The organism is Rheinheimera sp. (assembly GCF_965283995.1).
Lineage (GTDB): Bacteria > Pseudomonadota > Gammaproteobacteria > Enterobacterales > Alteromonadaceae > Pararheinheimera.
This window is the reverse complement of sequence record NZ_CBDIQG010000001.1, coordinates 576325-589916: the sequence shown is the minus strand read 5'-3', so window position 1 is coordinate 589916 and position 13592 is coordinate 576325. Positions and strand designations below refer to the sequence as shown.

13 protein-coding genes are annotated in these 13592 nt (G+C 51.4%); 12 read left to right on the top strand and 1 reads right to left on the bottom strand.

Translation table 11 applies throughout. From position 1 onward, the window contains the following. The first annotated feature begins 3 nt into the window (after positions 1–3). The 9 genes from ACQ66Q_RS02740 (at position 4) to ACQ66Q_RS02700 (ending at position 10235) form a co-directional block, all read left to right on the top strand. Entirely contained in the window at positions 4–1005 is a 1002-nt protein-coding gene (locus tag ACQ66Q_RS02740; RefSeq protein ID WP_430455377.1) for a DUF58 domain-containing protein, read from the top strand. Then, entirely contained in the window at positions 995–1474 is a 480-nt protein-coding gene (locus tag ACQ66Q_RS02735) for a DUF4381 domain-containing protein (protein ID WP_430455376.1), read from the top strand. The genes ACQ66Q_RS02740 and ACQ66Q_RS02735 overlap by 11 nt, the downstream gene beginning before the upstream one ends. Beyond that, the gene (locus ACQ66Q_RS02730; protein WP_430455375.1) at positions 1467–2441 is read left to right on the top strand and encodes a vWA domain-containing protein; all 975 of its coding nucleotides are present in this window, start codon (positions 1467–1469) and stop codon (positions 2439–2441) included. The genes ACQ66Q_RS02735 and ACQ66Q_RS02730 overlap by 8 nt, the downstream gene beginning before the upstream one ends. Next, complete coding sequence (locus ACQ66Q_RS02725; RefSeq protein WP_430455374.1) at positions 2431–4266, top strand: vWA domain-containing protein; 1836 nt, start codon at positions 2431–2433, stop codon at positions 4264–4266. The genes ACQ66Q_RS02730 and ACQ66Q_RS02725 overlap by 11 nt, the downstream gene beginning before the upstream one ends. A gap of 5 nt (positions 4267–4271) precedes the next feature. Then, complete coding sequence (locus ACQ66Q_RS02720) at positions 4272–5951, top strand: BatD family protein (protein WP_430455373.1); 1680 nt, start codon at positions 4272–4274, stop codon at positions 5949–5951. Between the two features lie 89 nt (positions 5952–6040). Then, entirely contained in the window at positions 6041–6556 is a 516-nt protein-coding gene (locus ACQ66Q_RS02715) for a sigma-70 family RNA polymerase sigma factor (protein ID WP_430455372.1), read from the top strand. Then, complete coding sequence (locus ACQ66Q_RS02710; RefSeq protein WP_430455371.1) at positions 6549–7244, top strand: DUF3379 family protein; 696 nt, start codon at positions 6549–6551, stop codon at positions 7242–7244. The genes ACQ66Q_RS02715 and ACQ66Q_RS02710 overlap by 8 nt, the downstream gene beginning before the upstream one ends. A 146-nt stretch (positions 7245–7390) precedes the next feature. Next, positions 7391–8881 carry a sodium/proline symporter PutP gene (putP, locus tag ACQ66Q_RS02705; RefSeq protein WP_430455370.1) on the top strand — a complete coding sequence of 497 codons (1491 nt, stop codon included), beginning with the start codon at positions 7391–7393 and terminating at the stop codon, positions 8879–8881. Positions 8882–8990: 109 nt separating this feature from the next. Continuing rightward, positions 8991–10235: an EAL and HDOD domain-containing protein gene (locus tag ACQ66Q_RS02700; RefSeq protein ID WP_430455369.1), complete on the top strand. Its 1245-nt coding sequence runs from the start codon at positions 8991–8993 to the stop codon at positions 10233–10235. Between the two features lie 125 nt (positions 10236–10360). Here the strand turns inward: ACQ66Q_RS02700 and ACQ66Q_RS02695 are convergent, their stop codons facing one another. After that, entirely contained in the window at positions 10361–10681 is a 321-nt protein-coding gene (locus ACQ66Q_RS02695; RefSeq protein WP_377242232.1) for a ComEA family DNA-binding protein, read from the bottom strand. 218 nt (positions 10682–10899) lie between these two features. Here ACQ66Q_RS02695 and ACQ66Q_RS02690 point away from each other — a divergent pair, with 218 nt between their 5' ends. From ACQ66Q_RS02690 to ACQ66Q_RS02680, 3 genes are all read left to right on the top strand, one after another. Further along, on the top strand, positions 10900–11400 hold the full coding sequence (locus tag ACQ66Q_RS02690; protein WP_430455368.1) for a glycine zipper 2TM domain-containing protein: 501 nt from the start codon (positions 10900–10902) through the stop codon (positions 11398–11400). 78 nt (positions 11401–11478) lie between these two features. Further along, positions 11479–12159 (top strand): response regulator transcription factor, encoded by a 681-nt coding sequence (locus tag ACQ66Q_RS02685; protein ID WP_430455367.1) that lies wholly within the window; start codon positions 11479–11481, stop codon positions 12157–12159. Next, the gene (locus tag ACQ66Q_RS02680; protein WP_430455366.1) at positions 12156–13475 is read left to right on the top strand and encodes an ATP-binding protein; all 1320 of its coding nucleotides are present in this window, start codon (positions 12156–12158) and stop codon (positions 13473–13475) included. Before ACQ66Q_RS02685 ends, ACQ66Q_RS02680 begins: the two co-directional genes overlap by 4 nt. The last annotated feature ends 117 nt before the right edge of the window (positions 13476–13592 follow it).

Below are 13592 nucleotides of genomic sequence, written 5' to 3'. Positions count from 1 at the left end.
GCTTTGCAAGTACAAACAGTCGCACAACAACTGGCCGCACTGGGCGCCGACGGTGTCCAGCTGGACTTACCGCAATTGCTGAAATATCAACATCATACTTATGTGTTGGATTTAGCACCGCAGCAAGTGATCCAAAGTAAACTGGCCGGCAGTTATCTGGCGCGTAGTAAAGGCCGTGGCATGGAATTTGACGAAGTCCGGCATTATCAGCTCGGCGATGATGTCCGCACCATCGACTGGCGGGTTACCGCGCGTACCGGCAAGGTGCATACCAAGTTATTTCGTGAAGAAAAAGAACGGCCGGTGTTTGTGTTGACTGACTTAAGTCCGTCAATGCATTTTGGCTCCGTCCTGCTGACCAAAGCGGTTCAGGCGGCACATTTGGCGGCGCTGGTTGGCTGGCACGCGCGTGAACGCGGTGACAAATTTGGCGGCATTTTATTTAATGGTCAGCAGATCAGGGAATTAAAGCCGGCCAGTCGCAGTGTCTCGGTGTTGCGGTATTTGCAGCAACTTATAGAGCTCAACAATAAACCAGTAGCGCCAGAGCAACAGCCAATCAGCTTGGCTGACGCCGTTGGCCAATTGCGCCGACTGGTGCGGCCCGGCAGTCTGGTGTATCTCATTTCTGACTTCAGCGCACTGGACGCCAATGTGCTGCGTCACCTGCAATCGATGCGGATGCACAATGAAATCAGGCTCTGCCAGATTTTTGATCCGTTGGAACTGCAGATCCCGGCCGCCGTGTCAGGTCAGCTGGCGCTGCAGTCGGACGCTGTAGTATTGCAGCTGGATTTAACACCGGCCGCTTTGAAGCAACGTTATGCGCTCCAGCAGCAGCTGCAGCAGACAGAACGCATGCAGTACTGGCGTAGCATGGGCCTGCGCCACATGCAGATCAGCAATGCATCGTCCCTGCGCAGCCAGCTTGCCGCGCAACAACACAACCCGGCTCAAAGCCATTCGACGCCGTTTAATACTCCCGGAACTGTCCATGGCGAATGAACCCACCATCACTGACACGTTAAAAACGGCCCTGGCCGATATTCAGCAGCCCGCGCTGCCGGATGAGTTTTATCTGGCACCTGGCATGCTGTTCATAGCATTGTCCATGCTGCTTACATTGGCCTGGCTGGCGAGAAAATGGTACCGGCGCTATCAACGTGACAGTGCCAGACGCATTGCCTTGCAAGCGCTGAGTCAAATTCAACTGGCACAGCCTGAAGCCGCCAATGCCATTCTGCAATTGCTGAAACAGTACCTGCAGACCAAACGGCCGGGTCATCCGGCTCTGGCAGAAAAAAGCACGGCATTTGTCGCGTTTTTACAGCGCAGTGGCAATTTGTCGGAGCAGCTGCCTGATTTAGATTTGTTGCTGTATAGCCCGACGAAGGATGCGACGCAATTAAAGTCCTGGCAGCAATTTGCCACCCTTTGGCTGCAACAGCATCAGGAGCGCCGTTTAGATGTTTGAATTTGCGTTGCCTTGGCTTTTTGTCCTATTGCCTGTGCCGTGGCTATTGCGTGCCCGTCAGTCCGTCGCCGGACAGCCGCTGTTTTTTCCGCCATTGGCGCGGCTGGCTGCAACAGAGCAAAACAGCGCGCAGCATCAACGCTGGCGCATGCCGGCATTACTGCCCTTGTTATTCTGGGCGTGCCTGGTAACAGCAGCTGCCGGCCCGCGCTGGCTCGGTGAACCTGTGACGCTGCCGCAGCAAGGTCGCGACATGATGCTGGCAGTCGATTTGTCCGGCTCGATGAATATCAATGACATGGTCATTGAAGGCCAGTCCTACAACCGGCTGGACGCAGTCAAACACGTGCTGAGTCAGTTTATCGACAAACGCCAGGGCGATCGGCTGGGGCTCATTTTGTTCGCTGACGCCGCATACCAACAAACGCCGCTCACATTCGACCGCACTACAGTGCAGAAAATGCTCGATGACGCCGTCCTTGGCCTGGTTGGTCAACGCACGGCTATTGGCGAGGCGATTGGCTTGACCGTCAAACGCTTTAATACCTATCAGAGTTCAAACAAAGTCCTGATCCTACTCAGTGACGGCGCCAACACTGCGGGCAACATTCAGCCGCGCGAAGCGCTGGCTTTGGCCACAGCGGCCGGCGTTAAAATTTACGCGGTCGGGGTTGGCGCGGAGCAAATGGTTCAGCAGGGTATTTTTGGCCCGCAAGTCGTAAATCCTTCAGCCGATCTGGATGAAAAATTGCTGACCGAACTTGCCAGTGAAACCGGTGGCCGTTATTTCCGTGCCCGCAACCTGCAGGAACTTAGCGAGATTTATCAGTTACTGGACCAGCTGGAGCCGATTGAACGGGATCAGCTGAATTATCGCCCGCAGCAAAGCCTGCTGCATTGGCCCTTAGCTGGCGCACTGGTGCTGCTTGGGCTCGCATTTTGGCGCCGGAGTCGTTATGCCCGTTGATATCCACTTTTTACGACCTTGGGTATTCGTATTGTTGCCGCTCGTTGCGCTCTGTTGGCTGCTGTTGCGGCGCTTGCCTTCGACTGATGCCTGGCAGCAATTACTGGCCCCGCATTTATACCGCCAGCTGCTGGCACAACAGCCAGCTGTGCGCAAACAACCCTGGTTGTTACCGCTGATTTTATTCATTGGCATTCTGGCCGGTGCCGGTCCAAGCTGGCAAAAGTTGCCACAACCGGCATTCCAGTTAAAACGCGCCACCGTGCTGGTGCTGGATATGTCGATGTCGATGCGCGCGACTGACATCAAACCGAACCGGGTGACACAAGCGCGTTTTAAAGCGCTGGATTTTGCCCGCGAGCAGCTGGAAGGAGAAATGGCCTTATTGGCTTTTGCCGGTGATGCTTATGTGATTTCGCCGCTGACGCCTGATCACAATAATATCAGTTTGTTGTTACCTGATTTAAAACCGGAAATTATGCCGGTGCAGGGATCTGATTTTGCAAGCGCGCTGAAAATGGCTGATCAGCTGTTGACACAGGCCGGTTATGTCAAAGGTGACATCGTATTTTTCACCGACGGTTTTGACAGCCAGCAGTTTATGCAGATCAGGGATCAGCTGAATGGTTTTGCCCATCGCGTGTCAGTACTGGCTTTTGGTAATACCGACGGTGCGCCGGTGCAGCTGGAAAATGGCGAACTACTCAAAGACGCCCGCGGCAGCATTGTGTTGCCGAAAGTGCCGCTGACACAATTAAAAGAGATCAGCAGCCTGACTGGCGGTGTCTTTGCTACCAGCACATTTGACGACAGCGATGTGCAAAAGCTACTGGCGCTGCCTGAATTAAAACTCAACGATGCTGCCGAGCAAACACAGATGCAAGGCGATCAATGGCAAGACGCCGGCATATACCTGTGTTATCTGCTATTGGCACTTGGGCTTTGGTATTTACGCCATCCGCAACTGTTTGTGTTGCCGTTATTGCTGCTGGTGTGGCCACAACCTGTCCCCGCTCTTCAAGCAACTGAGCCGGCAACGTCGGAAGCAGCAGCACCAGCATTTAGCTGGCAGGATCTATGGCAGAGTAAAACGGAACAGGCAAAGCAGGCTTATGACAACGGCGATTATGCCCGGGCGCGCCAACAATTCGCGGATCCGCTGTGGCAAGGCAATGCCGCTTACCGGGCCGGCGATTATGCCGCTGCTGCCGAGCTGTTCAGCAAAGACAGTTCTGCGGCCGGTCAGTTTAACCTCGGCAATAGCCTGGCCCTGCAACAACAATATGAGCAGGCACTCGCCGCCTACCAACAAGCAGAACAGCAACAGCCCGGTTTACCGGGTCTGAAAGAAAATATCGACCTGATGAAAAAAATGCTCGAACAGCAGCAACAGCAATCTGAACAGGATCAGCAGCAGAATGGCGAACCTGATCAGCAAAACAATTCGAAAGACGGCAAAGAGCAGCAGCAGGAGCAACAAAACCAGCAATCGCAGCAGGACTCTCAGCAACAAAACGAACAATCACAAAATGAGCAACAGTCCGCTGACGACGCATCGGCCGATCCGGAACAACAACAGCAGCAACAGGCTCAGCAGCAAGCAAAGCAGGCTGAACTGCAGGACAAAAAATCAGCAGAGGCTGAACAACAAAAAGCGATAGAACAGGCTTGGCCCAACGCCAGCGCTGAGGAAAGCCAGCAATTGGAAAACCTGCTCCGCAAAGTGCAGGATGAGCCCAGTTTATTATTAAAAAACAAAATGTTGCTTGAGTATCAAAAACGTCAGCAACAAGCAATACCACGCGGTGTTCAACAAGAATGGTAAATCAGATGGTTAATCAGATGGTCAAACTAGCCGGCCGCCTGCTGTTGTTAACGCTATGCCTGAGCAGTCAGGTTCAGGCGGCGACCCAGCTCAAGGCCAGTGTCGATAAAAACCCCGCGATGTACGGCGAAGCCATCATGCTGCAATTGCAGCTGGATGAAAAAGTCGATGCCGGTGCCATCGATTTTGCCAGCCTCGAAGCCGATTTTCGGGTAACCGGCCCTTCCGTCAGCCAAAGCATGCAAATTGTTAATGGCCAGTCGAGTCAAAGTACCAGTTGGCAGCTGAGTCTGTATCCGCGTCGCACCGGCACGTTGACCATTCCGGCCTTTCAGATAGGCGCGCTCAGCAGCGACCCGATCAGCCTCGAAGTGCAACCGGCCAGCCAAGCCTCTGGTAAAGGTGCCGAGTTATTTTTACAAAACACGTTTAGCAGCGAGAGCGTGCACGTCCAGCAAATGCTGTACTACGAAATCAAAATTTATTTTAAAGGGGAGCTGCAACGCGGCAATCTGAGTCAGCCGGAACTGGCCGGAGCAGACGTCGAACAAGTCGGCAAAGACATCGAGAACAGCGAAATTGTCAACGGCGAACGCTACCAGACCATCACACGCCGCTATAGCGTGATCCCGCAAAAAAGTGGCACGCTGACTCTCAATCCACCGTTTTTTAATGGTGAAATGATTGACCGTGACAACTCACGGTACGACTATTTTGCCCGCACCAAAGCCGTATCCGCAGAAGGGCAACCTTTGACTCTGCAGGTGAAGCCGATCCCAGACGGCCAGCAACAAAACTGGTTGGCGTCCGAGCTGGTCGCGCTGAGTGAAGAATGGACCCCGGCCGGAGATCAGCTGGTACAAGGCGAACCGGTTACCCGGACTATTACCCTGACAGCGCTGGATCTAGCCGACAATCAGCTGCCAGATCTACAGCTTGGCAGCGTTGCTGGCGCCAAAATCTATCCGGAGCAACCACAAAGCCGCAAGGCTGAACGCAAGGGGCGGATCGTTGCACAGAAAGTGTTCAGCTACGCCATTATCGCCGACAAAGCCGGCAGCCTGACGCTGCCCGAGGTTCGCGTACGCTGGTGGAATACCAAGACTAATCAGCCGGACGAAGCAGTGCTGAGTGCCGTTACACTGCAGGTCGCGGTGAATCCGCAGCAAGTAGAACAAGCCGAGCCGGTAGCGCTCACCACAACGACCTCTGACAGTATCCAAGCGGAGTCAGTCTCCAACTGGCACTTCAGCTATAGCAGCTGGTTGATGCTGGGTTTATGGCTGTTGACACTGGCCGCATGGGGATTGTGGGCCATTGCGGCGCCGCGAACTGCTTCGAATGACAACGCCAGCCTGCCCCACAAGAAAGGCGGTAGCGAACTTCGGTTTAATTCGCGCAAGCTGAAACAAGCCTGCCAGCAAAACGATGCCACGTTGGCCCGGGAGCAATTATTACGCTGGGCGCAGCAACTGATTCATGCAAACATTGAATCACTGGCCGACCTAGTGCAACAGCTGCCGGATGGTGCGTTAAAAACGCAAATTCAGCTGCTGAGTTATCAGGGTTATCAACCCGCCGGCGTGCAATGGCAAGGCCATGCCTTGCTGGAAGCTTGGGCGCATTTTCATCATCAGCCGGCAGCAAACGCCGAAGGCCTTACACCTCTATACCCACGCGGCTAATTTTTTTCGCTTCGCCTGCACATAAAGTGCAGGCTTGCCGGTCTGTACTGATATGTCGACTATTTACAGACAAGGATGGCGGAGTTCAGATGAACAGCGCACAACAACGTTATGAGGCTTTGGTCCGTGCTTACACACCAGACCTCTACCGCTACGCCTATTGGCTGTGCCGGTCAAAAAGTATTGCCGAAGACTTAGTGCAGGACACCTTGCTGCGCGCCTGGAAAAACCTGTCACAGCTACAGGAGGCCGGCGCCGCCAAAGCTTGGTTACTGACAATCCTGCGTCATGAAAATGCGCGGCGTTTTGAACGCAAGCAGTTTGATTACAGTGACGTGGAACAAGACAGTCTGGAAGATACTGCACATGCCTCACCAGAACACTGGGTCGCCACAGACCGGTTACACCGGTTGATGCTGGAATTGCCGCAAGAATACCGCGAGCCATTAGTGATGCAGCTGTTACTTGGCATGACCGGCGATGAAATTGCCACTGTGCTGCAATTAAATCTAAACACTGTGAATACCCGCTTATTTCGCGGCCGGGCACAATTACGTGCACGGCTACAGCCTGACCACTCAGATGGAGTCTCCCAGCATGGATAATCTTTTATTACGCCGGGCACTGTATGAGGATCCGGCCAGCATTTCACCGCAGCAGCTCGAAGATGATGCGCAGTTAATGCAACTGCAGCAAGAGTTATTGCAATTGGATCATCAATTGAAACAACAGCTTGAAATTGATGTACCTCCTCAACTGGCCGAACAGATTTTGTTACGTCAGCAGATGTTGCCAGTTACTCGCCACTGGTGGCAGCGGCCACTGCCCTATGCGACTGCCGCCGCGCTGCTGTTGTCGGTTTGGTTTTATCAGGACTCGGCACCGCAAGTCCACGCTGACTTGGGTCAACATGCCTTGAGTCACGTCTATCATGAACTGGCAGCATTAGGCGCGATCAGTACACTGGACCAACCAAGCCTGCAACCGCTGTTTGCTGAACTTGGCCTCAGCGCCGAGCTGCCCGTGCCGGTCCGTTATGCCCGCTTCTGTGACTTTGAAGGTGTGCGTTCGTTGCATCTGGTACTCGAAGTCGATGGCCAACCGCTGACGGTCTTTGTGGTACCGGATCAGAGCGATTTTCCGCAGGCGAAAACAAACCAGTTTGCCGATACACGATTTTTTGGTCAGAGTCTGAAAACTGCAAGGCATTTGCTGGTCCTAGTGGCGCAACAGCCGCAATTGCTCGCAAAAGCCGGACCACTGCTGGCAAAGTCACTTAAATTTAACATTTAGCTGCGGCTGGTAGCAGCCAGGCCGCAGTTCGTGGAAAACTGCTGGTCCTTGCCAGTGAGTATTGTTAGCATTGCCCCGTCATAGTGGCTGGTCTTCCTGGACCAGCCCCGGCAACATAACTATAACCAACAGGTCGAGGGATCCCAGTGGAAACAGGCACTATTCTGGCGCTTGCGATTTATTTCATCGCAATGCTGGCCATCGGACTTTACGCATACCGACAGTCCAGCAGTAACTTATCTGAATATATGTTAGGTGGGCGCAAACTTGGCCCTGGAATCACCGCACTGTCGGCCGGCGCGTCGGACATGAGTGGCTGGTTACTGATGGGCTTGCCGGGCGCATTGTATACCGCTGGCATTTCGCAAATTTGGCTTGCCGTTGGTTTAATCCTCGGCGCATGGGCCAATTATTTATTTTTAGCCCCCCGCTTTCGCATCTACACCGAAATCGCTAACGATTCGATCACACTGCCCGACTATTTTGAACACCGTTTCGCCGATCGCACCCGTTTACTGCGACTGATTTCGGCTGTGGTAATTGTGGTATTTTTTACCTTATACACGGCCTCAGGTGTTGTTGCAGGTGGCAAACTGTTTGAAAGCGTATTCCAGCTTGATTATATCTACGGCTTGGCGTTAACCGTCTCAGTCGTAATTGCTTATACGTTATTAGGCGGCTTTCTGGCTGTCAGCATGACTGATTTTGTCCAGGGCATTATTATGTTTCTGGCTCTGATCATAGTGCCTTTGGTCGCACTGAATGTCGTCGGAGACCTCGGCACCACGATCAGTATTGTTGAAACATTAAACCCGAATCACCTCGACCTGTTCACCGGAACCAGCGTGCTTGGTATTATTTCCTTGTTGGCCTGGGGTTTAGGCTATTTTGGTCAGCCACATATAATCGTGCGTTTTATGGCGATCCGTTCGGTAAAAGATTTCCCGGTCGCTCGCCGTGTCGGCATGTCCTGGATGATTATTTCTTTGGGTGGCGCTGTAGCGACCGGCTTTATCGGGATCGCTTACGTCCATCAGACTCAACAACCCCTCGCTGATCCCGAAACTATTTTTATCATGTTGTCACAGGTGCTGTTCCATCCGTTTATTACCGGTTTCCTGTTGGCGGCACTGCTAGCGGCAGTCATGAGCACTATTTCCAGCCAATTGCTGGTAACCTCCAGCGCGCTGACCCAGGATTTCTACAAAACTTTTCTGAACCAGAATGCATCGGATAAAACCCAGGTGTTGGTCGGTCGTTTGTCGGTATTGCTGGTAGCGATTATCGCCATCTGGATTGCATTGGATCGGAGCAGCTCTATTCTGGATTTAGTCGGTAACGCTTGGGCTGGCTTCGGTGCGGCTTTTGGGCCGGTGATTCTGATCAGTCTCTACTGGCGCAAAATGACGATGCCGGGTGCACTGGCTGGTATGGTGGTGGGTGCGCTTACTGTGTTGTTCTGGGTATTCACTCCGCTGCAGATCGAGGGCCAGCAATTGAATGACTTCCTCTACGCCATGGTGCCTGGTGTGGCATTAGCTACGCTGGCAATAGTGTTAGTCAGTCTGGTAACCCAAGCGCCGGTAAACGTTGTAAATCAACATTTCGACTTAATGGAAAAACAGCTCAATCCTTAGTTGTACTGGCGCTCGGTCAAGCCTGACTGAGCGCCTATCTCCCTGACAAAAAGCGACAAATTTTATTAGCCACTGCCTGATGTTCTTTGCTACATTGCTGGAAGAGCAAATGCCGAGGACCCTAGCTGTTATGTATTTCTACGCCGCCCGCCAACCTATTTTAGATCGGGAAAAAAACCTGTACGCCTATGAGCTATTGTTCAGAGACGGGCTGGATAACGTCTTCCCTGATATTGACGGCGATGAAGCGACGTCAAAAATGATTGCAGGCAGTCAGTTTAATTTTGGTCTCGATGATTTCCTTGGCGATAAACCGGGCTTTATCAATTTCACCCTCGATACGCTGTTAAAAAAATTTCCCAGTATGCTGCCTAAAGAACAGGTTGTAGTTGAGATCTTAGAAACAGTGCAACCAGGCAAAAAATTGCTGGCTGAGGTACAACAGTTAAAAGATGACGGATATGTCATCGCGTTAGATGACTATATTCATCAGCCGGTCTGGCGACATTTTTATCCCTTTATCGACATTATTAAGATTGATTTTCGCAGCACTGACGCTGCAACAATTGACCAAATCCTATTGGCGGTTGCACCGTTTCCGCATATCAAATTATTGGCCGAAAAAGTAGAAACCAATGCAGAGTTTCAGAACGCACTGGATATGGGTTTTAGTTATTTTCAAGGCTACTTTTTCTCTAAACCGGAAATGCTGCAAAGTAAGGCTTTGTCGCCAGCCCAGATGACACTGGCAGAGTTGTTGTACGAGACTTCAAAGTCTGAAATGGATCTGGCTCAAATCACCAGTATTTTCGAGCGTGACGTTAACTTATCTTATAAATTACTGCGCTATTCAAACAGTGCGGTTTTTAAGCGACGTTCTGAAATCGAAACGATCAAACAAGCGTTGGTTGTGTTAGGTCAGGTCGAACTGAAAAAATTCCTGTCAGTGTTGTTCACAGCCCAAGTGTCCAGCGAAAAACCTGCCGAATTGATGCGTTTAGCGATGACGCGGGCAAAATTTGCCGAAGGGATTGCTTCATTGCATCGTCAAACGGATACAGCCAAAGCATTTTTGACCGGCATGATGTCGCTGATGGATGCGATTTTAGATGAACCTATGTCGTCGGTGCTGACCAAATTGCCGCTGGCTAAAGATATTAAAGATGCGTTGGTGGGTGAACCTGGTTTATTAAGTGAGTATCTGGCACTGGTAAAATATTATGAACGCGCCGAATGGCAAGAGGCTAACTTAGCAATTGCCAAGCTAAAGCTGGATCCAAAAGTATTGCCGGACAAATATCACGAAGCTGTGCAGTGGGCCAACGAGCAGATGCGTGCCCTGGGTGATGCTTAAGCACCAGCCACCTGCCGTCAAAGATGGAACAGCCGCCGCAATTCAGGTGTTGCGGCGCACTGTTTGACAGCAGATACTGCACCGACAGCCCCCCGACTAGTCAGTGCAGTCATACGCCGAAAGCTTTAACCGAAGCTGACGAAACCGGCGATACGATCCGCCATTTTCTCGCCAATACCTTTGACTTCCATCAGTTGCTTTTTGTCCTTGATCGGACCGTTTAATTTGATGTATTCGAGGATCGCCTGCGCCTTTTTTGCGCCAATTCCAGGGATCGCTTCAAGCTGTTGCTGATCTGCTTTATTCAACGACAGTTTGGACTGAGATACCGCGCCGACAGTTTTATTGTCTGCATTACTTGGATTGTTTAAGGCGGCGCTGGCGCTTTGTGCCCCCATACAGGCGATTGTTGCACAGAGCGCAAACCATAGTGCTTTCATGTTCATCGGACTTTCCTTGCTATTCAGAGCATGTTAAAAGGTGCCAACCATCCAGCGGCTGGCGCTTGCTACCTGACTAGTACATTTTTTCATCAGGTTTATTCAAATTAGTTAAAAATTACATTTGTGCAACTTTTTATATATATTTTTGCATTATTTTAATTCAGCCAAAGTTAAGCTCGTAGTTGCTAATGTCGGCTTGAATCAGTTTCGGAGGATCAAAGATGCGTTACATGTTGTTGTTGCTACCATTATTAACCGCCTGTTCCAGCCACTACGGCAAGAAACATTATGTGATGGCCAACGTGACAAAATCCGAACCCGTCTACAAAACCATTGAAATCCATAAACCCAAACGAGTCTGCGAAGAACGGCAGGTCGTCCAACGTGAATCTGATTCAGCCACCCCCACTATCGTTGGCGCTATTATCGGTGGCGCGCTGGGCAATGCCATTGGTCACAACAGCTCGAACAAAAAAGTTGGGATGGCCGCAGGTGCGGTATTAGGTGGTTCCATTGGTCATGATGTCGGCAAACAGAATGGTTCTGACGTCGTGCATCTGCAAACCGTCTGTTATCAGGCTGGCACTGAAGTCGAATACCAAAGTGTGGTGGACGGCTACCGCGTGACCTACCAACTGAATGGCCGCGAATATACCACGATGCTCGATCGTGACCCGGGCTCACAAATGCCGGTCGTCGTTGAACCACCGAGAAATCAATAAGCTAAATGGTCAGGCTTCCCGCCTGACCCCGACTGTTTTACACTCCCCATTGAATGTCGCCACTGAAAAGGAAATACCATGCGCGTGCTGGTTGTTGAAGATGAAACCTTACTCGCCGAACAAGTGAAAAACCACCTGATGCAGCAACAATTCTCAGTGGATTTGTCTCATGATGGCTCCGATGGTTTTTTTAAGATCAGCGAATACCCTTATGATCTCGCCATCGTTGATATTGGTTTGCCAAAGCTGGATGGTTTGTCTCTGATCAGAAAAGCCCGTCAGCAAGATATTAAAACGCCTATTATTCTGCTGACTGCCCGCGGCAGCTGGCAGGAAAAAGTCCAAGGCCTTGATGCCGGTGCCGACGACTACCTGACCAAACCTTTTCATATGGAAGAATTGTTAGCCCGATGCAATGCCCTGATCCGCCGCGCCGCCGGCCAACCGGACCCAACCCTCAGCGCTGGCCCGGTCAGCCTGAACAGCCGCACCCAGCAAGTCTGGTGTCATGGTGCCGAGGTTCCATTGACCGCCTATGAATATAAAGTGCTGGAGTACTTTATGCTCAATCCGACCAAGGTGATCTCCAAAACCGAATTAACCGAACATATTTATGACCAGGATTTTGACCTCGACAGTAACGTTATCGAAGTCTTTGTACTGCGGTTGCGCAAAAAACTCGACCCGGACGGTGAACTCAAACCAATAGAGACATTACGCGGCCGGGGCTACCGCTTTAATCTGGCGGTTGGCGCATGACATTGTCGTTAAAGCTGCGCCAGGCCATTGTTTGCCTGGTGTTGCTGATTTTTATTTTGCCCGCCTCGTTCCTCGCCATTGAACGGGCGTTTTTTGCTCAGTTACTGACCAGTACCGAGCAAAAACTCGAAGTGCATCTGTATTCGTTTTTATCTGAACTCTCCAGCAAAAATGATGTGGTGGAGATTAATAACAGTATTTTACCCGCCGACTTTTTGCGGACTGACTCAGGCACCAGCGCGTATATCGTGTCGGAAGACAAGTTGATCTGGCAATCAGATTCCTCGCTTAATCAGATATTTACGCCACCAGTACATGAAATGCTGCCGGGCAAACATGAGTTCGTGGCACTGGAGCAAGACGGTAAGACCTATTGGGTTTTATCTTTTGCCCTGCTGTTTGACATGGGTGAGCGCAGCATGCCGCTGACTATCCATATTCTGCAGGACGATCGGCTGCTCGAAGCACCGATGCAGAGCTTTCGGCAAACGCTGCTGCGCTGGTTTATCGGCATAGGTCTGGTGCTGGCACTCATCATGCTGTTAGCCTATTACTGGACCACACAGCCGTTGTCAGCACTTGACCATGAGATCCGCGAAGTAGAGAGCGGCCAACAGCAACAACTGACGCAACGCTATCCTGCCGAGCTGCAAACCATCAAAGAAGACCTGAACCTGCTGCTCGACAATCAAAACCGGCAAAAACAACGCTACCGGCATCATCTGAGTGACCTCGCCCACGCATTGAAAACACCGGTTGCAGTCCTGAAAACTTCGGCACTGGCAGAGCAACCCGAACTGCGCGATCAGATTGACCGGATCACCGCGATGATCGAACATCAGCTCAAACGCGCCAGCAGTTCAGGCCAGGATATCTGGCTGAAACAGATCCCAATCAGCCCGGTAGCAGAGCAGTTAAAGAATGCCTTGCAAAAAATCTATCGCGACAAACAAATCCGCTTTGAACTGAACTGCCCGCCTCAGATGATGTTTCGCGGCGATGAAACAGATTTGATGGAAATGCTGGGTAATTTACTCGATAACGCCTGTAAAGCCTGTCAACAACGGGTCAAACTGTCGGTACAGGGTAAACCACTGCAATTGACGGTCGAAGATGATGGCCCGGGTGTACCGATGGATAAAAAAGCGCAGTTGTTGAGCCGTGGTACCCGTCTGGATACCTATACCGATGGCCATGGTGTCGGTTTATCCATCGTCGATGAACTGTGTCAGTCGTATCAGGGACAACTCGAGATTAGCCAAAGCGCCCTGGGCGGCGCCAGCTTTAGTTTAATTTTCACCCAGCATCAGTATTAATGTCCATTTCAGGTAAAACGGCTTGGCAGTGTGGCATGCACCGCACGTTGCCGCATCCGAGGGTTGTACCCGGCCGTTTTACTATTAAGCGCTTGATCTGACAGCAGGCTTACCAAC